This window comes from Halorubrum californiense DSM 19288 (assembly GCF_000336875.1).
GTDB classification, from domain to species: domain Archaea; phylum Halobacteriota; class Halobacteria; order Halobacteriales; family Haloferacaceae; genus Halorubrum; species Halorubrum californiense.
In genome coordinates, this window is the sequence record NZ_AOJK01000072.1 from 82,104 (window position 1) to 108,035 (window position 25,932).

Consider the following 25,932-nt stretch of genomic DNA (forward strand, 5'->3'; position numbering starts at 1 on the left):
GTATGACAAACGCGGACGCGCCCAGCGGCGGCGGGTTTCAGGACCTCGACGACCTCCCCGACGACCCGACCGACCGGGAGTACGTCGAGCGGTCGATCAGGCTCGCCGAGGAGGCCGTCGAGGCCGGCAACACCCCGTTCGGCGCGCTGCTCGTCGTCGACGGCGAGGTCGTCGCCGAGGCGCGCAACGAGACGCGGACCGAGGCCGACGTGGCCGCGCACCCCGAGCTGACGCTCGCGCGGTGGGCCGCGCGCGAACTCGACGAGGACGAACGCGCGGACTGTACGATGTACGCCAGCACGGAGCCGTGCCCGATGTGCGCGACCGCGATCCACTACGCGGGGGTCGGACGGGTCGTCTTCGGCGTCGACGGCGAGACGCTCGGCGAGCTCTCCGCCGACGTGGTGCGGATCCCCCTCGAAGAGGTGATCCGACGCGCGGACGGTGACACGACCGTCGAGGGACCGATCGCGGTCGAGGCCGCGATGGCGGTTCACGACTCCTTCTTCCGCGAGTCGTGACGCCGGGATCGGACTCGGGCGACGCAAGCCCCGACGACACTCCCGCGATCCTCTCCGTCGGCGCCGCGGCGATAGATGAGTGGTACGCGGTCAGCAACCTCCCCGAGCCGGACGGCGGCGCGTTCGCCGGCGAGGTCACGTCCGCGTTCGGCGGCGTCGGCGCCAACGTCGCGGTCGCGCTCGACCGCCTCGGCCGCGACGCGGGACTCGTCAGCCGCGTCGGCGACGACGAGTACGGGCGGCTCGCGCTGGCGTACCTCGCCGAGACGGACGTCGACGCGACCCACGTCGCGGTCGGCGACGACCCCCACACGCGGTCGCTTATCCTCCGCGACCCCGACGGCGAGCGCGCCATCGTCACCGCGGGCGAGAGCTTCCGGAACCTCCGGGTGGACGACGACGCGCTCGCGGCGATGGCCGACGCCGACGCCGTCTTCCTCACCGCCTACGCCCCCGACCGCGAGGCGCGGCGGATACTCGACCGGGTCGAGTCGCTCCGGGCGACCGCCGCCGAGGCCGGCGAGTCGGGGGCCGACCCGCCAGCGCTCGTCTTCGACCTCTCGGGGTCCGTCGAGGAGCTGGTCGGGCGCGGGACGGAGCCGGCGACGATCCACCGGTTCCTCCACGCGGCCGACCTGTTCGTCGCCGACGGGGTCGCCGCGCCGGCGTTCTTCGGCTCGGCGGACGCGGCGGTCGAGCGGATCGCGGACGCGCAGACCGGTGCGACCGACGCCGGATCCGGGTCGGGATCGGTGCCGCGGTGGCGACGCGGGCCGACGTGGCCCCGCGCCGTGCTCACTCACGGCGCGGACGGGATGACGGCGGTCGCCGGCGGCGAGGTGACCGAGTTCGACGCGTTCGACGTCGAGACGGTCGACACGACCGGCGCCGGCGACGCGTTCACCGCGGGGCTGATCGACCGGTGGATCGCGGGGGCGGCCGGGGCGTCGCCCAGTGACCTCGACGCGGCTGCTTCCGGCGACCGAGACGAAGTCGCTCCCGGCGTCAGGTTCGCGGCCGCGGTCGCCGCGATCAACTGTACGAGTCGGTTCACCCAGCCGGGGTTACCCACCCGGAGCGAGGTCGAGTCGTTTCTCGCCGAGCGCGGCTTCGGGCCCGAGGCCGACTGAAACCGAACGGAGAGACCGGATCCGACGCGATCACCGGGTCGCGTCGGCGGCCGCGACGAGGTCCGCGACGCGGTCGGCGTCGACCGGAGCAGTCGTCTCCCCGCCCTGCTTGAGCGCGGTGCCGACGACCGCGCCGTCGGCGACGTCGAGCAGGTCGGCGACCGTCTCCCGCGTGACGCCGCTGCCGACGAGAACCGGCGTGTCGAGGCCGTGGCGCTCGCGTTCGGCGACGACCGCCTCCAGCGCGTCGGCGTCGACCGCCTCGCCGGTCCCGGAGCCGGAGGCGATGACGGCGTCGGCGAGGCCGCGCTCGGCGGTGTCGGCGAACGATTCGGCGGTGTAGCCCGCTGGCGTCAGCGGTGCGGAGTGTTTCACGTCGGTGTCGGCGAAGACGCCGACGTCGACGCCGAGACGGTCGCGCAGCCGGAGCGTCTCGTGGGCGCGCCCCTGAACGATCCCCTGATCGGTGACGCGGGCGCCGGTGTGGACATTCACGCGGACGAAGTCGGCATCGACCGCGGCGGCGACCGAGAGCGCGGCCTCGGCGTCGTTCCGGAGGACGTTGATCCCGAGCGGGAGGTCGGTCTCGGCGGCGACCGCGGTCGCGGCGCGGGTCACGCCGGCGACGACGTGCGGCGGGACCTCGTCGGGATAGAAGGGCGCGTCGCCGAAGTTCTCGATCACGATCCCGTCGACGCCGCCGCGGTCGAGCGCCCGCGCGTCGCTCGCGGCCCGGTCGACCGCGGCGCGCATCGCCTCGCGCCCGTCGTCCGGCGCTTTCGGGGCTCCGGGCAGCGGCGGGAGGTGGACCATGCCGAGCAGCGGCGCGGGCGTGTCGAAGGTGGACTCGAACTCCATCGTCGGTAGCGAGGAGACGACCCGACATAAGCGTCCCCACAGCGTTTAGTCCGCGCGTCACCTCCCGCCGAACGAGATGGGAATCGACGCGACGACGCCCGGCGACGGCGACGTGACGCTCGTCTTCTCGCTCGGCGCCGCGCGGTCGCTCGCCGACCCGGCCGCGGCGTTCGCCGACGCGCGCGAGTGGAGCCGCCACGTCGGTATCGTCGCGAACGAGGCGGACCAAGTGGCGGCGTTCGCCCGCGACCACGGGATCGACAACGACTACGAACTCACGAAGTGGGACAAGTGGGGGACGCTCGCGGATGTCCGCGAGGAGAGTTCCGCCCCGCGATACGTGTTCGTCGGAACCACCCGCGCGGACGAGCGCGTCGCGAGCGAGACCGGCTACGAGTTCCTCCCGGTGACCGAGGCCGCCGAGAAGGCCGGCTGGGTGCTCTCGGAGCCGGGCGCAGCCGAAAAGGACGACGCCGCGGGGGGCGCCGACCGCCTCGCTCGACTGCGGCGCGCGGTCCGCGACGCGCTCTCGCGGTTCAGGTGAGTTCCGGGCGCGCGGTCGGCGGGACCGAATGGCCTCGGCCGCGGAAGGTACAAACCGCTCGTCGTCTAACGTGGGGTATGTCCTCACCGCTCGCGGACGAGCCTGTCGAACCGGCCGGCGACGACGCGGAGCCGCTCGACGCCGACGAGTGCGCCGACCACCTCGCCGAACTCGGCGACGCGTGGGAGGTCGTCGACGACCACCACCTGGAGGCGAGCTACGAGTTCCCCGACTTCGAAACGGCGCTGGCGTTCACGAACGACGTGGGCGAACTCGCCGAAGCGGAGTGGCACCACCCGGACATCGCGCTGTCGTGGGGGGAGGTCGGGATCGAGATGTGGAGCCACGAGGTCGGCGGGCTCACTCGGGCCGACTTCGTGATGGCGGCGAAGATGGACCGCCTGTACGCCGACGCCGACGAGTGACCGGACGGCCCTCTGCTTGAGGCATCAACGAACGGGTTTAAACCCCTCCCGGCAAAACGACGGGTAATGAGCGAGAACGTCTTCCTGGTCCCGATCGACCCGGAGAACTTCGACCGAACGGTCCGGTCCCCGGTCGATCTCACAGACTATCCCGATCGCCCCGAACCCCTCGCGGACCTCGACGAGGCCCGCCTGTGGGCCGTCGACGACGACAGCGGCAACGGCTCGACGTTCGAGAAGATGGCGGCGGGCGACCTCCTGCTGTTCTACGCGGACGACGAGTACGTCGCGACCGGCCGCATCGGCGAGACGTTCGCGGACGACGACCGCTGGGCCAGCGGGACCTTCTGGACCGCCTTCCCGACGACGCGGGTGTACACGGTCACCGACTTCAGCGCCGTCTCCGCGCCCAAGCGCGCCGTCAACCGGATTTTCGACTACTCGTCGTCGTACACGCCCGGCTTCATGCGCGTCGCCGACAGTCGGGTGAACGCGGACCTCTCGTCGATCGAGTCCGCGCTGGAACACTACACGAAGCGCAACGCCTGAGCGCGGGCCGAACGAAGCGATTCTTCAGTTCTCGACCGCGTCCGTGAGCGCCGCGTACGCCGGCTCGTACCGCGACGCGACGCGGTCGGGGGTGCCCCGAACATCGCCGGACAGCGCCGGCAGCGAGACGGTCGCGAGCGGTTCGATCATCTCCGTCACCGCGTCGACGTGCTCCTCGCGGGTGCCCTCGCGCGGGCTCCCGGCGGCGACCGCGCGGGCCTTGGCGTAGCGGTCGCCGGCGTAGATCCGCGCGCGGCCGGGGTCGACGACGGCGACCGCGTCGGGCGCGACGGGCCCGTCGCGCGGGAGCGTCCCGGCGACGTCGGCGTACGACTCGACGACGACCGGGACCGGCGTCCGCGAGACCCGGTCCGCGAGCCGTTCGATCGCGGGGAGGTGCGCCTCGGCCATCACCTCGTTGAACTCGGGGACGCCGCGCACGCGGGTCGCGTCCGCAAGGGGGAGGCGTTCGGCGAGCGCGTCGGGGAGCAGGCCGGCGTCCTCGGCCGCGCCGTTGACGACGAACCGCGTCCCGGACTCGGTCGTCACGCGGTCACAGAGGAAGGTTCGGTCGGCGTCGCCGAGCATCCCGGTCCGGCCCGGCGTCGGCTTCCAGAGCCGGTGGACGGGGTTGATCGACTCGGGCGTGACCGCCGAGGGCGACGGCGACGCGTCGTCGACGGCCGCCAGCGCGCGGGTGTTCGCCGCCGCGAGCGCCCGAGCGTCCTTCCCGTAGAGCCGGCCCGCGTCGGTCGCGACCCGGTAGTCGTCGTGGTCGAACCAGAAGTCGTTGCCCGCGCGGGGTTTGACGCCGACCGCGTCGCCCGCGCGCTCGGCGAGGTGGGCGACCAGTCCCGCCGAGAAGGTGGTCTTGCCGGCGTCGACGCGCGCGCCGCCGGCGACGAGGTAGGTCGGCGGGTCGGCGGACTCCCCGGTCACGCCGACTCGTCGGCAGCGGCGTCCGGATCTGATTCAGCGTCTTCCTCCGTCGCGAGCCCGTAGTACCCCGGTCCGTCCTCGCTGAGGGGCTCGGCGATCACCATGTCCTCGGCGTGGACCATGACCCACGGGACCGCCCAGTCGACCAGTACGGCCTCGGTGTCGGGGCCGACCTCGGCGTCCGGTTCGAGCCCCTGAAGCAGGCGACCGATCTCGGGGATGGTGTACATCTGGTCCGGTTCGAACAGTTCCGCGGGCTCGTAGAAGTCGCACGGATAGGTGGCGTCGAACGCCGACTTCGGTTCGGGCATGCGCGAGGGTACGCGACCGCGTCCGTAAACGCTGCCGATACGGTTTCATCGGTGCGGTGGCGCGTGCCTGCGAGGCCGCCTCGCGGCCGAGCCGCAAGGGACCGAAGGTGCCTCTGGAAGCCGGCGCTTCGCGCCGGCGACAGCACGCGCGAGGTCGCCGGCGGCAAAGCCGCCGGCTGCCAGAGAATCTTCGATTCTCGCTGGAGTCAGTCGCCGTCGCTTCGCTCCGGCGACTGACGAGGCTGGGGAGGCGTGAGGAGCTGTGCGGAGCGGTGCGGGGCGGGACTCAAAGGGGCAGCCGGGAGGGCGCCGTAGGCGACGCAAGCACCGCAGGGAGCGAGCAACCCGAGCGACCGAGGCGCGTGGTTCGAGAGAGCTTCGATCTCTCGTCATCACGAGACGCCGGAGGCGTCTCGAACGACAGCGAGCGTACGACGCCCTCCCGACTGGGGCTTTGGAGTGGTTCGGTACGGAAGCGTCGATCGCGTATATCCGATCGACTGGGGCTTTGGAGGATTCCCCCCCCCGATCTGCCAGCGGCTACGCATAAATCACATCCCCTGTACGGGGCCGTCGCTCATCTGGTAGCGTACTGCGAAAAAATGCGGATCTCGACGCGCGTAACGCGTCCGCTTGAACGCGCTTACTCGAACAGCTCGACGGCCTGCTCGTAGCGAGTGGACGGCTCGTCCCAGTCGACGACCTCGAAGAAGTTGTCGACGAACTCGCCGCGAGCCGGACCGTAGTCGTGGTAGTAGGAGTGCTCCCAGACGTCCAGCGCGAGGATCGGGTGACCGCCCCAGACCGCGCCCTCATCGTGGTTGTCGACCACGACGTTGCGGAGCTGATTCGAGAACGTGTCGTACACCAGCAGGGCCCAGCCGCTCGCGCTGCCCGCGGCGGCTTCGAACTCGCCCTTCCAGGCCTCGTACGAGCCGAAGTCCTCCTCGATACGGTCGGCGAGGGCTCCTTCGGGCTCGTCGCCGCCCTCCGGCGACATGTTCTGCCAGAACAGGTCGTGGAGGATGTGGCCCGACGAGTTGTGGGTCACGTCGCGGATGGCCCCGGCCGACGAGGAGAAGTCGTGGTCCTCGCGGTTGGCCTCGAGCGTCTCTTCGGCGGAATTCCAACCGTTGACGTACCCCTGATGGTGGGTGTCGTGATGCCATTCGAGCACCTGCTCGGAGATGTGCGGTTCCAGCGCGTCGTAATCGTACGGTAGCGGATCGAGTTCGTAACTCATGCTTGTATCACCTGTTCATTACATGGCTCGGAAACCTGTTAAAGATAATGCGGCACGCGCTACCACGGACCACCGGACGCGAGCGTCCCCGGTCGTTTCGGGCGATCGGCGGTAGGGTTGCGGTTCCGGGGGTAGATAACACGCGATCGAACGTCGGTCGCGATCGACTGACGGGACGAGGTGGTAATCGAATTCGGTTTCACAAGGCACAGTCTCGCCTTGCCGGTCGCTCGCTGATTCGAATTCCAGCGACCGCTCTGCGCTCACTAGTATCACGGAGAAGCGGTGGGACTGGGATTCGAACCGATGTGAGACGGTCGCCCTCGCTCCCGAGGTGTTCGCCTCGCTCACACCTCGCACCGCTCGGGCGCTGCGACTCACAGGCTTCGAATCCCGCACGAGACGCGCGCGGCGCGGAGTGCGCCGCGCGCCTACGGTGGGACTGGGATTCGAACCCAGGAAGCCGTGAGGCTACCTGCTTTCAAGGCAGGCGCAATGGGCCACTCTGCCATCCCACCACACGTCACCGCTGGAGGCCGGCCGACTAAGTGGTGTCGGATCCGACGAATCGCTCCGTCCCGACGCCTCAGTCCCGAACCAACCGCTGCTCCCCGTCCTCGACGACCACGTCCAACCCCTTCTCGTGGACGAACGCGGCCGTGTAATCCGGCACGACGCGTTCCGCGGCGAACCGCGCGCGGAGCATCGGGACCACGTCGAGGAGGTCCTCGCCGGTCTCCAGCGAGGGGGACGCCTCCACGAAGTCCACGGAGCGGTCGGCGTCCCGCCCGCGCTCCGCGAGCGTCGGCAGCGCGGGCGCCTCGAACGCGCCGTCGAAGTCGATCGGTTCGGTGAAGCCCGCGAAGTACGCCCGCCCGTTCGAGGAGGGGCCGAGGACGACCTCGGTCGTCCGCAGCTTCATCGCCGCGGAGTCGATGCTGGTTCGCGAGAGCAGGGGCGCGGTCGGGGTGACGACCGCGACCGAGTCCGCGCCCTCCTCGCGCAGCAGGTGCGTGACGGTGTTGCCGGCGCGCGCGCCGAACGAGGAGCCGACCTGGCGCTCGAAGCGGACCTCGTCGGTGCCGCCGAGGGTGTCCGCGACGAGCGTCCGCAGCTCCGCCTCCGGGTTCGTTTCCGTCCGGTACTCGGCGGGGAAGTCCTCCTCGTCGGGGTAGTTGACGAGGAGCTCGCCGCCGGAGCGGTCGACCGCAAGAACGGCGTCGCGGAACATCGCCTCGTAGAGGTCCGCGGCCTCGGCGGGCGACAGCGGCGTCGACTCGGCGAGCGCGGTTCCGACGAGCCCCTCGCGGGGCGGGTTCGCCAGCAGGGCGACGACGGTCATACCGGACCGCGGCGCGGGAGCGACTTCAAGTCGCCGCTTCGGTTCGAGAAGCGAGCGCCCGGAAACCGAACCGCGCCGGCGCCGGCGACGGCGGCGGCGACAGCGGGAAGCAGTCGCTCAGCTGCGCCGGCGACGGCGGGACGCGGCCGCTCAGGAGAAGTCGCGCCGCATCGCGATCTCGAACCACGGGCAGAGGCGGAGCTGCCGGTACAGCGCGGGGTTCTCGTGGAGGTGGTCGTAGTCGGCCCACAGCATCCCGCCGATCTCCTCTTCGTCCGGGTCGAGCGAGGTGTCGTCGAGGGTCACCTTCAGCACGGCGCACACCTCCCACTCGACGCCCTCGTTGGGGTAGTAGCGCTTGTACTCGAACTTGTCCGTCACGCGGAGGTCGTCGTACTGGTCGGGCGAGATACCGAGTTCCTCTTCGAGGCGCTGCTCGGTGGCGTCCTCCTGGGACTGCCCCTCGACGGGGTGGGAGGCGACCGTGCCGTCCCAGTGGCCGTCCCACAGGCGCTTGTTCGGCGCGCGCTGTGCCAGCAGGATCCGGCCGTCCCTGTCGAAGACGAGGCAGGTGAACGCGCGGTGCCGGATCCCGTCGCCGGTGTGCGCGTCGAGTCGGTTCACCGTTCCCTGCGCCACGTCGTCGGGATCGACGGCGATGACGTCCTGAAGCGCGTTCTCGTGGTCGGTGTCGCTCGTGTCGCTCGCGCCGTCGCCGGCGGAGTCCCCCGGCGCGGCCGCGTCTTCGGAACTCATGCGCGATACGTCGCAGACCAAGGCTAATAAGGGTTCGATACGGCGCCCGGATCCCGGCCCGACGGCGCTTCGCTCCCGCCGACCGCCGCTCCGTCCACGGCCGCCGGCGCTTCGACGCTCTTAACCGCGTCCCGGCGCTACTTCGCGCGGATGAGTGACCCGGCGCTCGACGTCGTCGAGTTCGTGTTGACGACGCACTTCTACACGCAGGACCGCGACCTCGACGAGAACGACCTGCCGCCGCGCTTCCGGCAGGTGTTCTGGTCGGCCGACGCCGCCGAGGACGCCCCCGGCGGCGTGGAGCGACCGCTGAAGGCGACCGACGAGACCACCCGTACCGCCACCGGCGTCGAGCGGCCGTGGGACGCGGTCTCCGACCTCCTCTTCACCCAACGGACGGAGTTCTCGGGCGAGATATCGCTGACGCAGCCCGCGATGGGGTTGGAGTGGTACCGCGACCGCGCGGACGACCAGCGCGTCGCGGGGAACCCGACGCTCGTCGCCGCGCTGGAGACCGCCGAGGACCTCGATGCGCCGGTGACGCGCGAGGAGGCCAGAGACGACGTGCGACCGGTCCAGGCCGACCGCGTCTGGATCGACGCGCTGCTCGCGGAGTACTTCGACGAGGACGAGGACGGTGAGATGCTCGACCTCGTCAACGTCCGCGCCCCCGAGGAGATCGAGACCACGCTGGCCGACCTCGTGTTGACCGGCGATCAGGAGGGCGAGATCCAGAAGATCGTGAAGGCGATCGAGCACCGAGAGTACCTCGCGGAGATCGGCCTGCGCGAGATCGGGAAGCTGCTGTTCGTCGGCCCGCCGGGGACCGGGAAGACGACCGTCTCGCGCGCGCTCGCCCACGAGCTCGGCCTGCCGTTCGTCGAGGTGAAGCTCTCGATGATCACGAGCCAGTACCTCGGCGAGACGTCGAAGAACGTCGAGAAGAGCTTCGAGGTCGCCAAGCGGCTCTCGCCGTGTATCCTCTTCATCGACGAGTTCGACTCGGTGGCGAAGACCCGCCGCTCGGACGAACACGCGGCCCTGAAGCGCGCGGTCAACACCCTGCTGAAGTCGATCGACGAGGTGTCGCTGGTCCGCGACGAGGTGCTCCTCATCGGCGCGACGAACCACCCGGACCAGCTCGACGCCGCCGCGTGGCGCCGGTTCGACGAGATCGTCAACTTCCCCAAGCCGGACCGCGACATGCGCGCGGACATCCTCCGCGTGGTGACGAAGGAGATGCAGATCGCCGACTTCGACCCCGAGGAGGTCGCCGACCGGACCAGCGGACTCACCGGCTCCGACCTCCGGATGGTCCTCCGGGAGGCCGTCCTCGCCGCGCTCACCGAAGACCGGATGACGATCACGCAGGCGGACGTGATGGCCGCGGTCACGGACTTCGAAGAGCGCGATAACCTCAAGAACATGGACATGATCGACGGCGAGGGCGCCGAGGTGCTCGGCGAGACGGGGTCCGGCGAGCAGGAACACACGCACGACGAGTCCGGCGACGGTCACGGCCACGACCACGCCGCCCACGGCACCTCGCACGACTGATCGCGACGGCGGCCGCCGCGTCGGGTTTCTCGGCGTCAACCGTCCCTACTGCCGGTTACCTTACTTCGCGGCGAACGCCAGCGACCGTATAGCCGAATCCGCGGTCGACGATCCGCGGGTCGAGACCGATGTCGTCCATCGCGCCCGCGAGGTCGGCCGGCGCCCGGAATCGTGAGTCCATACCGATCGCGTGTTCGCCAGCGACGAGCAGTCTCCCGAGCGGGTGTTCCGGGTCGAACTCGCGGACGACGAGCGCGCCGCCGGGCGCGAGGGTGCGGGCCGCCTCGTCGAGCGCGGCGCCTTGGTCGGGCAGGTGGTGGAACGCGTCGACGATCGTGATCGCGTCGACGCTCGCGTCCCGGAACGGGAGGCGCCCCGCGTCGCCGGCGAGTCCGGAGAGCCCGCGGACGCGACGCGCCCGCGAGAGCATCTCGACGGAGGCGTCGACGACCGTGATCTCCGGGCCGGTCAGCGCGGCCGCCGCGCGGCCCGAGCCGCCGCCGACGTCGAGGAGGCGCTCTATCGGTCGCGCGGCGTGGTCGAGGCCGGCCGCCAGCGCCTCGCCGTCCGCCGGCGGCATGGCGAGGTCGTACAGCGGCGCCACCCGGTCGAAGAAGTCCACGTCGCCGACTCCGTACATGGACGAGACGAGCGCCGCGAGGGACAAAGAGCCACCGCCCTATTTACCTCTTCGCCGCCGTACGGCGTCCATGGAGTACGCCCTCGTGTGTCCGCCCGGCGAGGGGACGACCCTCCGCCTCGACTACCGGGCGTTCGCGTACGCCGGGAAGTTCGTCGTCGGGAAGCCGGGGAAGGCGGTGATCCGGACGCCGGACGGGCGCCCGGCCGCGCCGGACTGGGAGCCGGACGAGGCGCTGCCGGACACGGTCGGCCCCGAGGCGTTCGACGGGGACGTGATCGCCGCCGTCTCCTTCTCGCCCGACCGGACCGCCCCCGCCACCTGTCGGCTGCGGTACGTCACGGTCCACGCCGCGCGGCGCGGCGAGGGGATCGGCCCGCGGCTGATCGGCGAGACGGTCGCCGACCTCGCCGCCGCCGGCTTCGAGCGCGTGAAGATCGCCGTGAACAACCCGTTCGCGTACGAGGCGTGCCACAAGTGCGGCTTCGCGTACACCGGCGAGCGCACCGGAATCGCCGAGTTGGAGCTGGCCCGGCCGGCCGCAGAGCCCGCCGACGCGGACCCGGAGCGGTACCGCGAGGGGCTGGCGGCGTTCCGCGAGACCGACGGGGAACTGAGCCGGGCGGAGCGCCGCTTCGTCGCCGAGCGGCTGGAGCGCGGCCCCCCCGAACCCGACCGGACACCGCGTGACGGGCGCTAATTGAGCGTCCAGATGGCGTAGTTGAGCGCGGTCGCGAAACAGACCCACGCGAGGTAGGGGAGCAAAAGCGCCGCCGCGCGCCGGTCGACGCGCTCGAAGGCGCGTATCGTCGCGACGACGAGGGGGAGGAGGACGACGAGGATGGCGAGCCCGAGGTCGGGGCGTTCGAGCCCCCAGAAGACGGGCGACCACGCGACGTTGACGGCAAGTTGGACGCCGAACAGGACGAGCGCGGTCCGGACGCGACCCCTCGACGCGCCGCGGTCGCGGCCGGCGAGGTAGACGAGCGCGGCGGCGGCGCCGAGGAGCGCGTACAGGATCGGCCAGACGACCCCGAACGCCCACCCGGGCGGATAGAAACCGGGGAGTTCCAGCGCCGTGAACCACGCGCTCTGTGTCGTGGTGAACGGGACGCCGAGCGCGCCGATCAGGTTGACGGCGACCGCCGCGCCGGCGATGAGGAGGGCGTCGCGTCGGTCCGGGAGCCGGGAGTTCGTGGTCGTCGCCATACCCGTCGTCGGCCCCGCGACGGCTTAAATCCCGCTCAGATAGCGTCGTAATCCTCGCGGAACGTCTCCAGCGTGGCCGCGAGCACGCCGATCACGATGGGGCCCACGAAGAGCCCGGTGAATCCGACCGAGTAGATGCCGCCGAACACGCCGAGCAGGATGATCGCCGGGTTCAGGTGCGCCTGCTGGTCGATGACGAGCGGGCGGGCGTAGTTGTCCACCATCGCGATCACCGCGACGCCGTAGACGGCGAGGAAGACCCCGGCCGTCACCTGGTCGATTATTACGAGGTAGGCGGCGGCCGGCCCCCACACGAAGAAGGCGCCGATGAGCGGCAGCAGCGCCAGCACCGCCATCACGAACGTCCAGAACACCACGTTGGGGATGCCGACGACCCACAGGCCGAGCCCGGCGACCAGCGCCTGGAGGAGCGCGACGGAGATGTGGCCGATGACGACGCCGCGGGTCATCACGTTCACGCGGTCGACGAGGTCGGCGGTCACGTCCGAGGGGAGCGGGCTCGTCGCTCGGATCCACTCGACGAACGCCGGGCCGTCGATGAGGGTGTAGTACACGAGGAAGAGCGCGAGCGACAGCCCGACGGACACGCGGATCGCCGTGTTCAACACGCCGCTGAACCCGCCGAACAGCGTCTGGACGAGGAGTTCGCCGGCGGTCTGAAGGAGGTCGCCGACCTCCGGGTCCTGTCCCGTGAGGGCCGCGATTTCGGCTTCGATGGCGGCGATGTCGATCCCCGTCTCGCCGGCCGCGATCGCGGTGAGGTCGCGGACGAACACCCACGAGATGTACGCGAGTGGCAGGATCACGGCGACGATTGCCGAGAAGATGAGGGTCATCGCCGACAGCATCTGGCCGAACCGCTTCGAGACGCGCTTGCGCAGCCAGCGGGTGAGCCGGCGGTGGAACGGGTAGAGGATGAAGGCGAGAATCGCCGAGGCGATCACGTACTCGACGAACGGGAGGATGACGAAGAGGGTCAGGAGCGCGACCGACCCCATGAGGAGCAGCAGGAACGATTGCCCGCGGTTCATACGGCTCCGTCTCTCCGGCGGATTATAAACGTGGCCGGCGGACGCGCGCGACCCCCGAGCCGCGCGCAACCATGTCGGAAGCGAGAAGCGAGTCGGCCGAGTCGGGCGGGCTCAGGCGCTCGCCTCGTCCTCGTCGAGTCCGGGCGCGGTCGCGGCGTCGACCTCGTCCGGCTCCTCCGTGTCGCCGCCGACGACCGTCTCCCCGTCGTCGGTCTCGACGTACACGTCGTCGGCGAAGCCGGCGAGCGCGTTCTCGTACTCCGGCGAGTCGAGCCTCTCGGGGGTCTCCGGCGCCTCGGCGATCCCATCCAGCGGGCGGAACTCGCCCAGCGGATCGTCGATGGTGATCGAGTACCGGGAGAAGAAGGACTCGTACCGGCGGTAGTGCGCCTCCAGCTCGTCGCCCGGGATCTCCATCATCTCCGTCCAGCCGTGGTTGAAGAAGTCGAAGTTCGCCTGGACGTGGGTGATCTCGCGGGCCTCGGCCTCCGGGAACCCGGCCTCCAGCGCGGCGACGTACGCGTCCATCGTCGCGTCGAAGAAGCTGTCGAGGTGGTCGCGGCGCTCCTCGCGGCGCTCCTCCTCGGCCTTGTTGAGGAAGATGCTCGTGTGGAGGTCGACGAGCTTGTCGTTGGCGACGTCGCCGACCACCGGCGTGGTCAACGCCTTCTTGGCGGCCCAGTGGCGGATGTTTTGCCGGATTTTCATATGCGTGGTTGGGCCGGGACGCTCTTGAATGTGTGGCGTCGGGGCTCACATGTGCGGCGCCGGGGTCGGCTCCCACGCCGACCGCACCGGCCCGTGTGCGACGCCGACCACGCCGCGGAACTGTTATTGCGCCCTCCAAACAATATTACTGTAGACATGGCATCGGAAAACGCAGACGACGACTGGGCGGGGCAGGTGGAGGCGCATCGACAGGCGAAGGTCCAGCAGTTCCGCGAGTCGGCGCGGTCACCGCTACCGGTCTCGATGCGGGGAGACTCCTTCCCCGGGCTGGCGTTCTTCGATCCGGACCCGGCGTACCGGTTCGTCGTCCCGCTCCACGAACACGAGGAGAAGGAGACCGTCACCGTCGAGACGACCGCCGACGGCGAGCAGACGTACCGCCGCTGGGGGGAGTTCCGCTTCGAGGCCGACGGCGAGCCGACGACGCTTCAGGCGTACCGCCCGGCCGACGGCGCGGACCGCTTCTGGGTGCCGTTCCGCGACGCGACCAGCGGCGAGGCGACGTACGGCGCGGGGCGGTACCTCGACTTGGAGCCCGACCGCGACCGCGTCGACGGCGAGTGGGTGGTCGATTTCAATCACGCGTACAACCCGACGTGCGCGTACAACCACGCGTACGAGTGTCCGCTCGTCCCGACGGAGAACTGGCTCGACGTCGCGATCGAGGCCGGCGAGAAGGAGTTCCCCGCGGAGCCGGCCGGCGCGGACCACTAATCGACGGCACGGGGCGCTGATCGAGAGTCCCGAGCGCAGAGCTGAGCCGAGCGATCCCCCGAGAGCGGTCCACCATCTCCCGTTTTCGGCGGTCGTGCGTATTCGTCGCACGCCCCCGGACGCGGATGACAACCCACATTAACCATGAATCCGAACGGCCGGCTATGAGCGATTCGTACGTGATCATCGGTGACGGAATCGCGGGCGCGTCCGCGGCCGAGACGCTGCGCGAGGAAGCGCCCGAGGCCGAGATCACGGTTCTCACGGACGAGGGTGAGTCCCTCTACAACCGGATCCTGATCAAGGAGTACGCGAAGGGGAAACTCCCCGAGGCCCCGATTTCGATCCATCAGGAGGACTGGTACGACGACCACGACGTGGACCTCCGACTCAACACGGTCGTCGTCGACATCGACGTCGACGAGGAAGCGGTTCACACCCACGAGGGCGAGACCTTCGAGTACGACAGCCTCCTGCTCGCGATCGGCGGCACGCCCCAGCAGCTCCCGGTCGAGAACGCCGACGCCGACGGGATCCACCACTTCTGGACGTTCCAGGACGCCCGCCGGATCAAAGAGAGCGTCGAGGACGCGGAGCAGGGCGTCATCGTCGGCGCCGGCCTGCTCGGCATCGACTTCGCGGCCATCTGCGGCGCGCAGGGCGTGGAGGCGAAGTACCTGATGCGCGGCGACAACTGGTGGCGCTACGCGCTCTCGGAGGAGGGCGCGGAGATCATGCACGAGGCGATGCGCGAGCGCGGCGTCGAGCCGGTCTTCGACTCCGGCGTCGATCACTTCGAGGTCGACGCTGACGGCCACGTCGAGGCCGCGGTCGACCCGAACGGCGAGCGCTACGAGTGCGACTTCGCCGGCGTCGCCATCGGGCTGAACTTCAACACCGAACTCGTCGAGGACACGCCGCTGGAACTCGACGACGGCATCGTCGTCGACGAGTTCATGCGCACCAACGTCGACAACGTGTTCGCCGCGGGCGACATCACCACGTTCAACGACCTCATCCTCGGCGAGCGGGCGAAGAACGGATCGTGGGGGTCGGCCAAAGAGCAGGGGACGATCGCGGCCCGAAACATGGTCGACTACGGCAGCGAGGAGTTCGAGTGGGTCTCCTCGTACTCGATCACGCACTTCGACTTCCCGTTCCTCTCGTTCGGCCACCCGACGCTCGGCGACGACTCGGTGGAGGCGACCACCGGCGAGAACGAGTGGCGCCGCGTCGCGCTGAAGGACGGGAAGGTGGTCGGCGGCGTGCTCATCGGCGACCTCTCGCCGCAGTCCGCGTTCAAACAGCTGATGCGCGAGGGCCGCGACGTGAGCGACCAGACGGACCGTCTCATGGAGCCCGGCTTCTCGGTCGACGACCTGGCGGCCCCGACCGAGCAGTAGCGGCGGGCCCCGAGCGACGGTTCAAGTCGCTTTTTAGGCTGTGCGTGTTACTACTCCCAGATGCCGCTGGGATCGTCACCTCCCCCCGACGACTTCTTCGCCTCCTTCGTCGAGGAGTGTGCCGACCCGGTCGTCTCGCTCGACGAAGCGGGGACGATACTGTACGCGAACCCCGCGGCCGAGGCGGCGCTCGGCTACGAGCCGACCGAGCTCCGCGGCCGCACGCTCGCCTCCCTCGTCGCGTCCGAGACGGCGGACGAGCGGACGCGGTCGGTCCGCGAGCGACTCGCGGAGGTCGAAGGGCTCCCCGATCGCGGGAGCGTCTCGGTCCCGGTCCGACACGCGGACGGCCACACGGTGACGTTTTCCGTGCGGTTTCACGAGCACGCCCCCGGCGGGGATACCGAGGGGCGCGACGGGGGCGACTCCCCCGACGCGGCAGGAGCCGGACCCGACGCCGTCTACACCGGGATCTTCCGCGACGGCGTCGAGGAGGTCGGCGGTGCGGTGACGGAGACGTTCCGCAACCTCGTCGAACACGCCGGCCACGCGATCTACGTCACCGACGCCGACGGGACGATCGAGTACGTCAACCCGGCGTTCACCGACCACACCGGGTACGACGTCGACGAGGCGCTGGGGGAGACGCCAGCGATCCTCAACTCCGGCGAGATGCCGGACGAGTACTTCGACACGCTGTGGTCGACGCTCCGGGACGGCGAGGTGTGGGAGGAGGAGATCGTCGACCGGCGGCACGACGGCGAGCTGTACCACGCCCATCAGACGATCGCGCCCGTCGCTGACGACGACGGCGAAGTCTCGCGGTTCGTCGCCATCCAGACGGACATCACCGATCGGAAGGCCGCGATGGGGCGGCTGAAGCAGTACCGCGACGTCGTCGAACGGCTCGACGACCCTGTCCTCCTCCAGAACCGCGACGGCGAGTTCGAACTGCTGAACGAGGCCGTAAGCGAATTCGCTGGGGTCGACCGCGAGACGCTGTACGGCACCGACGAGTTCGCGTTCATGGACACGGAGACCGCGGCCGAGGTCGACGAGCGCCGGCGAAGCGTGCTCGACGCCGAGGAGATGGTCGAGTACGAGGTCTCGCCGACGTTTCCGGAGAGCGGACGGGAGGCGACGTTCAGCACGCAGCGGTACCCCTACTACGACGCGGACGGAGAGTTGGCCGGCACTTTCGCCATCTGCCGGAACGTCACCGACCGGAAAGAGCGCGAACGCGACTTGGAGCGGTACGAGCGCGCGATCAACGGCGCGACGGACCTCATCGCCGCGGTCGACCGCGACGGGCGACTCCTGTTCGCGAACCCGCAGTACCGCGAGTACCACGGGCTCGGCGACAGCGACGTGACGGACCTGACGCTCGCCGACGTCGTCCCAGCCGACAGCTACGAGGACGTCGAGCGACAGGTGGAACGCGCGCTCCGGGGCGAGTCGGTGGAGTACCGGACGACGCGGACGCACCCGACCCGCGGCAGGCGGACGTTCGACGTTCGGTACTACCCGCTCGGAAGCCCCGACGACGGGGAGCCCGCCGGGGTCGTCGGCGTGCTTCGGGACGTGACCGACAGCGAGAACCGCGCGCGACAGCTTCGGGTCGTCGACCGGATCCTCCAGCACAACCTCCGGAACGCGCTGACGGTCGTTCGGGGGCGGGCGGAACAGATCGCTGCGGGGAACGTCGACTCCGCGGACGCGGCCGAGTACGTCCTGTCCCGGGCCGACGACCTCCTGGAGACGAGCGAGAAGGCCCACCACATCACCGAGGTACTGAGCGACGCGCCGGAGACCGAACCGGTCGACGTCGGGCGCATCGCCCGAGAAGTGGTCACGGCGCGGACCGAGGAGTTCCCGCACGCGACGATAGCGGCGTCGACGCCGGAGGACGGCGTCGCGACGGCGTCCGCGACGTCCTGGCTCTCCCGAGCCATGAACGAACTGGTCCGGAACGCCGTCGAACACCACGACCGCGACCGGCCGACGGTCACGGTGTCGGTCGAAGCCCGCCCCGACGGGGTCGAGATCCGCGTCGAGGACGACGGACCGGGACTGACCGGCATGAACCGAGACGTCCTCGTCGACGGGACGGCGGTCGACGCGCTGTACCACGGCAGCGGTCTCGGGCTGTGGCTCGTCTACTGGGTCGTCCAGCAGTCCGGCGGCTCCGCGGCGGTCGCGGACGCGGAGCCCCGCGGCACCGTCGTGACGCTCACCTTCCCCCGAGCCGACGACTGAAACGCCGCCGTCGCGTTCGCGCGGCGAGCGCGCCGACCCGGAGCGACGCCCGCCGCGAAACGCTTATGATTAATCGTGTCATACGATACCACATGTCACTTAGAGACACCGGGCGACGGCTGCGACTCCGACGCACCGGCCGCGTCCCGGCGGACGCCCGGGTCCGTCACTACGACGAACTGAACGACGACGAGCAGGGGATCGTCCGAGAGCTGGCGGGCGAGCCGTGGACGGCGCCCGAGACGGGGGACCTTGACGACGGCGACGTGGTGAAGTTCACCGACTACTATCTGGTTCGGTCGCGGTGAGCGCGGTCGCGGCGAGTGCCGTCGAGACGGAGAGCTGTCGGTCGCGAAGCGGGAGCGGTCGGGCCCCGGCGGCCCGGAAGCGAAGTTGTTTTCGCCGGTCGGGGGCAAGCGGGACGTATGGACAGCGGCGGATCTACAGACATGACGCTGGCGTTCGAGTTGGAGGCGCTGAAAGCGCTCGCGGACCCCAACGCGGTGTTCAACAACGCCCGGCAGTGGACCGAGTACGTCGGGGTCGTCAGCGAGAAGCCCACCTACGTCGTCACGAACTTCACGCGGAAACACCGCGTGCGACAGGACTTCTTCTCCGGCCCGCGCGGCGTCGAGGAGAGCCTCAAGAACATCAGCGGCCAGTTCGACACCGACCGCCACGTGTTCGTGGGGGTCGACGAGGACGACGAGGCGGTCGCCGAGGCGACGGACTGGGAGTTCCTCCACGTCGAGGACGCCGCCGAGGCCGCGGGGTGGACGCTCGCGACCGGCGAGGCCGAAGAGGAAGCGGCCGAAGAGAAGGCCCGAGACGACTGGCCCTGAACGGTCGGACCGACTCGCGGCGAGGACCGATTTGGCGGGTACCGCGAGGGAAGCATCGCAGCGTCCACGACCGGGAGGTGTTTTCACGATGGCGACGAACGCGGATCCATGACCGATCACGACGACGACCACGGCCACGGCCACCACGGCGACCATGACGACGACCACGGCCACGACCATCATCACCACGACGTCGACTCCGTCGCGGCCGCGGTGGTCACGGTGTCCTCCTCGCGCACCACGGACGACGACCCGGCCGGCGACTACATCGCGGACTGCTTCAGAGCGGCGGGCCACGAGGTCGTCGTCCGCGAGCTAATCGGTGACGACTACGACAGCGTTCAGGGGACCGTCGACCGCCTCACCCGCCGGAAGGACACCGACGTCGTGGTGACCACGGGCGGGACGGGCGTCACGCCGGACGACGTCACGCCGGAAGCGGTCCGCGGACTGTTCGCGAAGCGGCTCCCCGGGTTCGGCGAGCTGTTCCGCCGGCTCTCCTACGAGGAGGTCGGCACGCGGACCATCGGGTCGCGCGCGACCGCCGGGGTCGTCTCCGCCACGCCGGTGTTCTGTCTCCCGGGCTCGGAGAACGCGGTCCGGCTCGGAGTCGACGAGATACTCCTCGCGGAGGTCGGGCACCTCGTCGGACTCGCCAGCCGGGGGCTCGACGACGAGGAGGCGAGCGAAGACACTCCGAGCGAAAACGAGTCGAGCGAAAACGAGGACGCGGCGGGCGAAGAGNATCAGAGATGTGTATAAGAGACAGCTCCCCGTCGTGGTCGACGGGGAACGCCTTGCCGTGGACCGGCTCCGGGGCGTGTCCGACGGTGCCGCCGTACTCGTACACCGCGGCCTCCAGACCGAGACAGACGCCGAGCGTCGGCACCGTCGGCGAGAGGTCGCGCAACACGGGCATCGTCACGCCCACGTCGCGGTCGTTTTTCGGATGGCCCGGGCCCGGACTGACGATCACCGCGTCCGGCTCCGCGGCCTCGATTTCCGCGAGCGACGCGGTGTTCTTGAACACGTCGACGCCGACGGGCTCCCCGCCGATCGTCTGGTCGGAGACGTACTCGACGAGGTTGTAGGTGAACGAGTCGAAGTTGTCGACGACGACGACGTTCATCGGTCGGCCTCCGAGCCGGCCGCGAGCGGGTCGGCGTCGCCGCCGTCCTCGTCGGCCCCGTCGCTTTCGCTATCCTCACGGATCCGGTCGATCGCGGTCAACACGCCGTCCATCTTCTGTTCGGTCTCCTCGTACTCCGCGGCCGGGTCGGAGTCGGCGACGAGGCCGGCGCCGGCCCGCACGCCGACGACCGACTCCGCGCCCGACTCGTCGAGCGTCGCGGTCCGGATCACGATCGCGAAGTCGGCGTCACCGGTCCACGAGTAGTAGCCGACGCCGCCGCCGTACGCCTCCCGGGGCGTCGTCTCTAGGTCGTCGATAATCTCCATCGCGCGCACCTTCGGCGCGCCGGTGAGCGTCCCCGCGGGGAACGTCGCGCGCGTCGCGTCGAAGGCGTCGGCGTCGGCCGCGAGCGTCCCCGTCACGGTCGACTCGATGTGCTGGACGTGGCTGTACTTCAGGACGTTCATGAACTCCTCGACGCGGACGGAGCCGGGCTCCGAGACCCGCCGCACGTCGTTGCGCGCGAGGTCGACGAGCATCGTGTGCTCGGCGCGCTCCTTCCCGTCGGCGAGCATCTCGCCCGCGAGCCGGCGATCCTCGACCGGGCTCGTCCCGCGCGGACAGGTGCCCGCGATCGGGTTCGAGACGACGCGGTCGCCTTTTACCGACACGAGCGTCTCCGGGCTGGCGCCGACGACGGTCCGGTCGTCGTGGCGCAGCACGTACATGTACGGCGAGGGGTTCACGTCGCGGAGCGCCGCGTACAGCCCGAGCGAATCGACCTCGCCGCGCAGCTCGCGGCTGCGCGAGATCACGCCCTGGTAGATGTCGCCGTCGAGGACGTGCTGTTTCGCGGTCCGGACGGCCTCCTCGTACTCCTCGCGCGGGTCCGCGGACTCCTCGCGGACGCGAACGCCGTCGGGATCTGGCGGCGCGGCCTCGCGCAGTTCGGCGGCGACGCGCTCGGCCTCCGCGGCGAGGTCTTCGTACACGGCGGCGGGGTCGTCGTCGGTGCCTATCACCGGCGTGAACACGAGCTCGACGCTCCCTTCCCGCTCGTCGAAGACGACGGTCCGCGTGGTGAGCGCGAACTCCGCGTCAGGGAACTCGGTCTCCGGCCGCTCGACGCCGACCTCCTCCAACCAGAGGTCGTAGACGGCCTCGTACGCGAGGAACCCGACGAACCCGCCAGAGAGGATCTGCCGGTCGGTGTCGGGGAAGCCGCGCAGGCTCGCGTCGGGGAACGCGGCCCGGACGCGGTCGACCGCGTCGCCGGTCTCCGGGCCGAGGCCGGGTGTAGTCGTCTCGGTCCCCGCGTCGTCGTCGATCCCATCGCCGTCGGTCCCGTCGCCGAGGAACTCGGCCGCCGGGCCGAGTTCGGTCACCTCGGTGCGGTCCGGGTGGACGGAGACGATCGCCTCGGGGTCGTAGCCGACGAACGAGTAGCGGGCGTGTCTGTCCGCCTTCCCGCCCGAGGTGAACGCGCCGTCGGGGTCGCTGGAGGCGACCTTCTCGCCGGATTCGAGGAGGAAGCCGTACGGCCCCTCGCCGACGAGGGTCGCGTACGCGCCGAGCGGGGTCACGTCGGCGTCGAGCGAGGCCGACGCTCGGACCACGACCGGCTTCTCGGCGTCGGCTGCGAGGTCGACGAAGTCGGCCTTCGAGCGGTCGAGCGAGGGGCCGCCCGCCGACGCCTCGGCGGCGTCACGCGCGCCGTCGTTGCCGGGCGCTCCGTCGTCGCTCATGCCAGCTCCATCTCTCGACCCGCGTTCGCGACGAAGCGGGCCACCGCGTTGTGGTCCTTCCGCCCGCCCGCTATCTCGACGCCCGAGGCGACGTCGACCGCGAAGGGGTCCGCGACCCGGACCGCCTCGGCGACGTTGTCGGCCGTGAGCCCGCCGGCCAGCACGACCGGGGTGGTGAGTCGCTCGGCGAGCTCGCCGGTCGCGCGCCAGTCGTGCGTCTCGCCGGTGCCGCCCGCCCCCGAGTCGTCGGTGGAGTCGACGACCATGGCGTCGATCGCGCCGTCGAACTCTTCGGCGCGGGCGAGGTCGGCGGCGTCGACCGTGAGCAGCACCTTCCGCTCCGTCTCGGCCCGGATGTACCGGAGCTCGTCGACGGTCCACTCGCCGTGGAGCTGGATCGCGTCGGGGGCGGTCGTGCGGGCCAGCTCGACCGCGCGCTCAGCGGAGTCGGGCATCGTCACGAGCGTCGCGGTGACGAAGGGGGGCACGTCCGCGAGCAGTTCGGCGGCCGTCGCCGGGTCGACCTCGCGCGGCGAGTCGACCGGCACCTCGGTGATGACGCCGACCGCGTCGGCGCCCGCGTCGACCGCGGCGCGGCGGTCGGCCTCTCGGGTGATCCCGCAGATCTTCACCCGCGCCATCAGTCGTCGTCCTCCGCGGTCGCGGTCTGGGCGGCGTCGCCGGTGGACTCGCCGTCGCCGCAGAGCGCCGCGAACTTCTCCGCGGCCGCGCCGGAGTCGATCGCCTCGGCGGCGCGCTCGACCCCATCCGCGAGCGTGTCGGCCTCGCCGGCGACGTAGATGGCGGCGCCCGCGTTCGCCAGGATCAGGGCTCGCTTCGGGCCCGTCACGGAGCCGTCGACGATCCCGCGCAGGTCGGCGGCGTTCTCCTCGGGCGTCCCGCCGGAGACGTCCTCGATCGGCGCGCGGTCGAGCCCGAGGTCCTCGGGCGCGATCGTGAACTCCCGAACCTCCTCGCCGTCGACCTCGGCGGCGACCGTCTCGTCGTGGATCCCGATCTCGTCCATGCCCGCGCCGTGGACGACGAGCGCGCGCTCGACGGGCATGTGCGCCAGCGACCGCGCGATGACGGGCACGAGGTCGGGGTCGTACACGCCGAGCACCTGCGCGTCGGCGCCCGCGGGGTTGGTGAGCGGGCCGAGAACGTTGAATACCGTCCGCATGCCCAGCTCTTTTCGCGGCCCGATGACGGCCTTCATCGCCGGGTGGAAGACCGGCGCGAGCATGAAGCCGATCCCGTCCGCCTCGATGGCGTCCTCGACGGCCGCCGGCTCGGCCTCGACGTCGGCGCCCGCGACCTCCAGCACGTCCGCGCTCCCCGACGAGGAGGAGACCGCGTAGTTGCCGTGCTTGGCGATGGGGACGCCTGCGCCCGCGGCGACGATGGCCGCGGTCGTCGACACGTTGATCGTGTCGTAGTCGTCGCCGCCGGTACCGCAGGTGTCGACGAGCGGGTCGCGGTCGGGTTCGATCGTGCGCGCCGCGTCGCGCATCCCCTGCGCGAAGCCGGCGATCTCGGCCTCGGTCTCGCCCTTCGTGCGGAGCGCGGCCAGCAACGCCCCGATCTGAGCCTCAGTCGCCTCCTCGAAGACGAGCCGCGCGGCCTCGCGCGCCTCCTCGACACTCAGATCCGTCCCGTCCGTCACGCGCTCGACCGTGTCGTTGAGATTCATTGTGTCCACCGATGTAGTATTCCGCGTTGTGATGTACAAGTGTGTACACTAATTTAACGCTGTCGGCGCGACGCGGATCGGTGAGACACGGCGAGAACGCGAATGAGGGGAGAACGCGGGTGATCGAGGAATCACGGACGAGAACACGGTGAGCGGGAATAAAGACGAGAAACGCGGGCTGGGAGCGCCGACCGACTCCCTACTCCTCGTCGAGCGCGGTCGACCCGTCGGCCTCGACGACGACGACCGGGACCTCCGCGTCGCCGACGACCGTGTCGGTGGTCGAGCCGAAGACGAACCGGCCGACGGTCCCGGTCGTCGGCGCGCCCACGACGACGAGGTCGTAGTACGCTGACTGCTCGACGACCGCGCCAGCCGCGGTCCGGTCCTCGACGAGCCACCGGTCCGCGCGGTCGAAGCCGCCGAGCCTGTCCTCGGCCGCGTCGAGGAGGCGCTCTCCGGCCGCGGCGTAGTCGGCCGCGTCGGGGTCGCCCGCGTCGACGGCGGTCCCAGAGGCGTCCTCGCTCGGTCCCGCGTCGGCGAGCGCCGCGTCCGAGGGGACGACGTGGAACAGTTCGAGCCACGCGTCGGTCGCCGCCGCGACCTCCCGCGCGACGTCGACGGTCGCCCCCGAGTGCGGGCCGGCGCCGACGGCGACGAGGACCGAGGAGACGCGGTCGGGGCGCTCCGCGCGGTCGGCGCCGTTCAGCGACACGTCGGCAGCGGCCGAGGTCTCGGCGGCATCGTCGACCGCGGCGCGGATCACGGGCTCGCCGACCGCGGGCGAGGCGGCGTGGCCAGCGCCCCCGGTCTCGGCGGAACCGCCCGACTCCCCGCGTGCGCCGCCGTTTCGCGTCCCGCCCGCTCGGGCGTTTCCGCCGTCGGCGTCGCTCCCGTTCATGGACGGATGTCTGACGCTCGTCAAATAAATCCCGTTGGTTCCGCGACTCTGTCCGGTGGGCCACGTCGCGAGGCGTCGCGCCGGGACGGCGAGTAGGGGTAGGTCGGGGGTTCGGACAGCGCTACTCCCGGAAGAACTCGTCGCGCTCGAACGGCTCGTCTTCGCCCGCCACCGCGAGGACGTCGAGCGCGGTCACCTCGGCGCCGACGCCGAGCAGGCCGGCGAGGCTCGGCTCGGTGCGTCCCTCGTCGCTCGATATCAGCTCCTTGATGTAGAGCCCGCCCTCGCCGCGGATCTCGACGGTCGCATGGCGCGGCTCGTCGAGTTCGGCAGTCATCTCGTACACGTCGCGCTCGCGCGTGATGCTCGCGCGGCGGTGGTCGACCCGGTTGGGCGTGTACTGCTCGACTGTCGTCCCCTCAAGTTCGCCGACCGCCGCCGCGAGCGCGTCGGCGTCGACGTCGGCGTCGAAGGTCACCTGCGCGCGGTAGCGCTTCGCGGCGTCGTGTTCCTTCACGCGCTCGACCATGTCGTAGGTGGCGAGCCGGAGCCCCTCGACCTCGACCGCGCCGTCGGCGAAGGCGTTGATGTCGGACTGGAGGCGGTCGGTGTCGACCCGGCGTCGGCGCGGCTCCTCGACCTCGATCACGAACGGGCGCCCGGTGCCGAGCATGAGCGCGTCGACGTCCTCGCGGCCCGCCCCGTGGAACGTCGCCTCGGTGCCGTCCATCACGTCCTCGACGACCGGCGCGGTGTACTCCTCGACGCTGTCGTCGTAGAGGTAACCGGAGCCGCCGCAGTGGTCGCAGGGGTCGGCCCCCTGCCGTCCGGAGCCCTTACACTCCCGGCAGGGCCACTCGGTCTGCGGGATGTCGCGCTCCAGCTTTCTGTACCGGCCGTAGACGAACGTGGAGTTCACCTTCGCGTCGACCTCGTCTTCGGCCAGGTCGATCGTGAACTGGACGTCGGGTCGGTCGAAGGAGACCTCCGCGCCCGTGAGCCGGCCGAACCGCTTGCCGACCTCGCGGTTGAACTCCGACTTGAACGGCTCGCCCGCCTCCTCGTCGAGGCCGACGTCGGCGCGGAGCAGCGCCTCGTTCTCCTCGATCAGCGGCGGCGGGCGCGTGCCGACGTTGTAGGTGGCGAACTCGACCCCCTCGACCGCCTCGGCGGCGCGCTCCGCCCACTCGTCGAAGGCGGCGCAGCGCCCCTCGCACACCCAGCAGTCCGCGGTGTCGACCGGCTCGAAGTCCTCGTCGTCGCGCAGCGCGAGCGACGTCCGGAGCGCCGAGCCGCGGTCGGCGTTCGACAGTCCGAAGCTCCGGTCGGCGACGAGCCGGCCGAGACAGGCGTCGCACACCGGCCCGGTCTCGGTCGCGCGCGCCGCGACGTCGAGTACGTCCATACGCCCTCCAGCGCGCCGCGTGGTAACTGTCTTACT

General features: G+C 70.7%; 28 protein-coding genes, 1 tRNA gene and 1 pseudogene. 13 read left to right on the forward strand and 17 right to left on the reverse strand.

Annotated features, from left to right (window positions below; all coding sequences use genetic code 11):
- Window positions 1-2 precede the first annotated feature (2 nt).
- Window positions 3-521, forward strand: coding sequence for a nucleoside deaminase (locus tag C463_RS14930; RefSeq protein ID WP_008445356.1), 519 nt, complete (start codon window positions 3-5; stop codon window positions 519-521).
- A complete protein-coding gene (locus C463_RS14935) occupies window positions 518-1,651 on the forward strand; it encodes a carbohydrate kinase family protein (protein ID WP_008445358.1) in 1,134 nt (377 codons plus the stop codon). The genes C463_RS14930 and C463_RS14935 overlap by 4 nt, the downstream gene beginning before the upstream one ends.
- Before the next feature lie 30 nt (window positions 1,652-1,681).
- Here the strand turns inward: C463_RS14935 and C463_RS14940 are convergent, their stop codons facing one another.
- Complete coding sequence (locus tag C463_RS14940; protein WP_008445361.1) at window positions 1,682-2,509, reverse strand: BtpA/SgcQ family protein; 828 nt, start codon at window positions 2,507-2,509, stop codon at window positions 1,682-1,684.
- A gap of 76 nt (window positions 2,510-2,585) precedes the next feature.
- On the opposite strand from C463_RS14940, the gene C463_RS14945 reads away from it, so the two are divergent.
- The 3 genes from C463_RS14945 to C463_RS14955 all read left to right on the forward strand — a co-directional run bounded on the left by C463_RS14945 (window position 2,586) and on the right by C463_RS14955 (window position 4,027).
- Complete coding sequence (locus C463_RS14945; RefSeq protein WP_008445363.1) at window positions 2,586-3,053, forward strand: DUF7124 domain-containing protein; 468 nt, start codon at window positions 2,586-2,588, stop codon at window positions 3,051-3,053.
- Window positions 3,054-3,130: 77 nt separating this feature from the next.
- Window positions 3,131-3,478 carry a 4a-hydroxytetrahydrobiopterin dehydratase gene (locus C463_RS14950; RefSeq protein ID WP_008445365.1) on the forward strand — a complete coding sequence of 116 codons (348 nt, stop codon included), beginning with the start codon at window positions 3,131-3,133 and terminating at the stop codon, window positions 3,476-3,478.
- A gap of 66 nt (window positions 3,479-3,544) precedes the next feature.
- Window positions 3,545-4,027: a hypothetical protein gene (locus tag C463_RS14955; RefSeq protein WP_008445367.1), complete on the forward strand. Its 483-nt coding sequence runs from the start codon at window positions 3,545-3,547 to the stop codon at window positions 4,025-4,027.
- 24 nt (window positions 4,028-4,051) lie between these two features.
- Here the strand turns inward: C463_RS14955 and C463_RS14960 are convergent, their stop codons facing one another.
- The 6 genes from C463_RS14960 to idi all read right to left on the reverse strand — a co-directional run bounded on the left by C463_RS14960 (window position 4,052) and on the right by idi (window position 8,618).
- Window positions 4,052-4,966 (reverse strand): hypothetical protein, encoded by a 915-nt coding sequence (locus C463_RS14960; RefSeq protein ID WP_008445369.1) that lies wholly within the window; start codon window positions 4,964-4,966, stop codon window positions 4,052-4,054.
- Entirely contained in the window at window positions 4,963-5,277 is a 315-nt protein-coding gene (locus C463_RS14965) for a DUF5827 family protein (RefSeq protein ID WP_008445371.1), read from the reverse strand. The genes C463_RS14960 and C463_RS14965 overlap by 4 nt, the downstream gene beginning before the upstream one ends.
- A gap of 643 nt (window positions 5,278-5,920) precedes the next feature.
- Window positions 5,921-6,520 (reverse strand): superoxide dismutase, encoded by a 600-nt coding sequence (gene sod / locus C463_RS14970; protein WP_008445372.1) that lies wholly within the window; start codon window positions 6,518-6,520, stop codon window positions 5,921-5,923.
- A 434-nt stretch (window positions 6,521-6,954) separates the two neighbouring features.
- Window positions 6,955-7,038 (reverse strand) — tRNA-Ser (locus tag C463_RS14975).
- Between the two features lie 68 nt (window positions 7,039-7,106).
- Window positions 7,107-7,862 carry a DUF2064 domain-containing protein gene (locus C463_RS14980; RefSeq protein ID WP_008445374.1) on the reverse strand — a complete coding sequence of 252 codons (756 nt, stop codon included), beginning with the start codon at window positions 7,860-7,862 and terminating at the stop codon, window positions 7,107-7,109.
- Window positions 7,863-8,012: 150 nt separating this feature from the next.
- Window positions 8,013-8,618 carry an isopentenyl-diphosphate Delta-isomerase gene (gene idi, locus C463_RS14985; RefSeq protein ID WP_008445376.1) on the reverse strand — a complete coding sequence of 202 codons (606 nt, stop codon included), beginning with the start codon at window positions 8,616-8,618 and terminating at the stop codon, window positions 8,013-8,015.
- A gap of 150 nt (window positions 8,619-8,768) precedes the next feature.
- Between idi and C463_RS14990 the strand changes: the two genes are divergently transcribed.
- Window positions 8,769-10,175, forward strand: coding sequence for an ATP-binding protein (locus tag C463_RS14990; RefSeq protein ID WP_008445378.1), 1,407 nt, complete (start codon window positions 8,769-8,771; stop codon window positions 10,173-10,175).
- A 55-nt stretch (window positions 10,176-10,230) separates the two neighbouring features.
- Here C463_RS14990 and C463_RS14995 read toward each other — a convergent pair whose 3' ends face one another.
- Window positions 10,231-10,815 carry a class I SAM-dependent methyltransferase gene (locus C463_RS14995; protein ID WP_008445380.1) on the reverse strand — a complete coding sequence of 195 codons (585 nt, stop codon included), beginning with the start codon at window positions 10,813-10,815 and terminating at the stop codon, window positions 10,231-10,233.
- 70 nt (window positions 10,816-10,885) lie between these two features.
- Here C463_RS14995 and C463_RS15000 point away from each other — a divergent pair, with 70 nt between their 5' ends.
- On the forward strand, window positions 10,886-11,515 hold the full coding sequence (locus tag C463_RS15000) for a GNAT family N-acetyltransferase (RefSeq protein ID WP_008445381.1): 630 nt from the start codon (window positions 10,886-10,888) through the stop codon (window positions 11,513-11,515).
- Here the strand turns inward: C463_RS15000 and C463_RS15005 are convergent.
- The 3 genes from C463_RS15005 to C463_RS15015 all read right to left on the reverse strand — a co-directional run bounded on the left by C463_RS15005 (window position 11,512) and on the right by C463_RS15015 (window position 13,784).
- Complete coding sequence (locus C463_RS15005) at window positions 11,512-12,024, reverse strand: TspO/MBR family protein (protein ID WP_008445383.1); 513 nt, start codon at window positions 12,022-12,024, stop codon at window positions 11,512-11,514. The two genes, C463_RS15000 and C463_RS15005, sit on opposite strands and share 4 nt — an antisense overlap.
- Before the next feature lie 35 nt (window positions 12,025-12,059).
- Window positions 12,060-13,076 (reverse strand): AI-2E family transporter, encoded by a 1,017-nt coding sequence (locus C463_RS15010; protein WP_008445384.1) that lies wholly within the window; start codon window positions 13,074-13,076, stop codon window positions 12,060-12,062.
- A gap of 111 nt (window positions 13,077-13,187) precedes the next feature.
- Entirely contained in the window at window positions 13,188-13,784 is a 597-nt protein-coding gene (locus tag C463_RS15015; RefSeq protein WP_008445386.1) for a DUF6149 family protein, read from the reverse strand.
- 156 nt (window positions 13,785-13,940) lie between these two features.
- Between C463_RS15015 and C463_RS15020 the strand changes: the two genes are divergently transcribed.
- The 6 genes from C463_RS15020 to C463_RS15045 all read left to right on the forward strand — a co-directional run bounded on the left by C463_RS15020 (window position 13,941) and on the right by C463_RS15045 (window position 19,782).
- The gene (locus C463_RS15020; protein ID WP_008445388.1) at window positions 13,941-14,519 is read left to right on the forward strand and encodes a DUF1684 domain-containing protein; all 579 of its coding nucleotides are present in this window, start codon (window positions 13,941-13,943) and stop codon (window positions 14,517-14,519) included.
- A 164-nt stretch (window positions 14,520-14,683) separates the two neighbouring features.
- On the forward strand, window positions 14,684-15,922 hold the full coding sequence (locus C463_RS15025; RefSeq protein WP_008445390.1) for an NAD(P)/FAD-dependent oxidoreductase: 1,239 nt from the start codon (window positions 14,684-14,686) through the stop codon (window positions 15,920-15,922).
- 60 nt (window positions 15,923-15,982) lie between these two features.
- The gene (locus C463_RS15030; protein ID WP_008445393.1) at window positions 15,983-18,178 is read left to right on the forward strand and encodes a PAS domain S-box protein; all 2,196 of its coding nucleotides are present in this window, start codon (window positions 15,983-15,985) and stop codon (window positions 18,176-18,178) included.
- 92 nt (window positions 18,179-18,270) lie between these two features.
- Window positions 18,271-18,486 (forward strand): hypothetical protein, encoded by a 216-nt coding sequence (locus tag C463_RS15035; RefSeq protein WP_008445395.1) that lies wholly within the window; start codon window positions 18,271-18,273, stop codon window positions 18,484-18,486.
- 117 nt (window positions 18,487-18,603) lie between these two features.
- The gene (locus C463_RS15040) at window positions 18,604-19,020 is read left to right on the forward strand and encodes a DUF7124 domain-containing protein (RefSeq protein WP_008445396.1); all 417 of its coding nucleotides are present in this window, start codon (window positions 18,604-18,606) and stop codon (window positions 19,018-19,020) included.
- A gap of 108 nt (window positions 19,021-19,128) precedes the next feature.
- Complete coding sequence (locus C463_RS15045; protein ID WP_008445399.1) at window positions 19,129-19,782, forward strand: MogA/MoaB family molybdenum cofactor biosynthesis protein; 654 nt, start codon at window positions 19,129-19,131, stop codon at window positions 19,780-19,782.
- Window positions 19,783-19,792: 10 nt separating this feature from the next.
- On the opposite strand, the pseudogene C463_RS18170 reads toward C463_RS15045, so the two are convergent.
- The 6 genes and pseudogenes from C463_RS18170 to C463_RS15075 all read right to left on the reverse strand — a co-directional run.
- Window positions 19,793-20,149 (reverse strand): annotated as a pseudogene (locus C463_RS18170) (glutamine amidotransferase-related protein); the annotation flags it as partial.
- Window positions 20,146-21,897 (reverse strand): anthranilate synthase component I, encoded by a 1,752-nt coding sequence (gene trpE, locus C463_RS15055; protein ID WP_008445401.1) that lies wholly within the window; start codon window positions 21,895-21,897, stop codon window positions 20,146-20,148. The gene trpE and the pseudogene C463_RS18170, both read right to left, overlap by 4 nt.
- Window positions 21,894-22,538: a phosphoribosylanthranilate isomerase gene (locus tag C463_RS15060; protein ID WP_008445403.1), complete on the reverse strand. Its 645-nt coding sequence runs from the start codon at window positions 22,536-22,538 to the stop codon at window positions 21,894-21,896. Before C463_RS15060 ends, trpE begins: the two co-directional genes overlap by 4 nt.
- Window positions 22,538-23,590 carry an anthranilate phosphoribosyltransferase gene (gene trpD, locus C463_RS15065; RefSeq protein WP_008445405.1) on the reverse strand — a complete coding sequence of 351 codons (1,053 nt, stop codon included), beginning with the start codon at window positions 23,588-23,590 and terminating at the stop codon, window positions 22,538-22,540. The genes C463_RS15060 and trpD overlap by 1 nt, the downstream gene beginning before the upstream one ends.
- Window positions 23,591-23,789: 199 nt before the next feature.
- Window positions 23,790-24,491: a universal stress protein gene (locus C463_RS15070; RefSeq protein ID WP_008445407.1), complete on the reverse strand. Its 702-nt coding sequence runs from the start codon at window positions 24,489-24,491 to the stop codon at window positions 23,790-23,792.
- A 121-nt stretch (window positions 24,492-24,612) separates the two neighbouring features.
- The gene (locus tag C463_RS15075; protein WP_008445409.1) at window positions 24,613-25,896 is read right to left on the reverse strand and encodes a tRNA pseudouridine(54/55) synthase Pus10; all 1,284 of its coding nucleotides are present in this window, start codon (window positions 25,894-25,896) and stop codon (window positions 24,613-24,615) included.
- Between the last annotated feature and the right edge of the window lie 36 nt (window positions 25,897-25,932).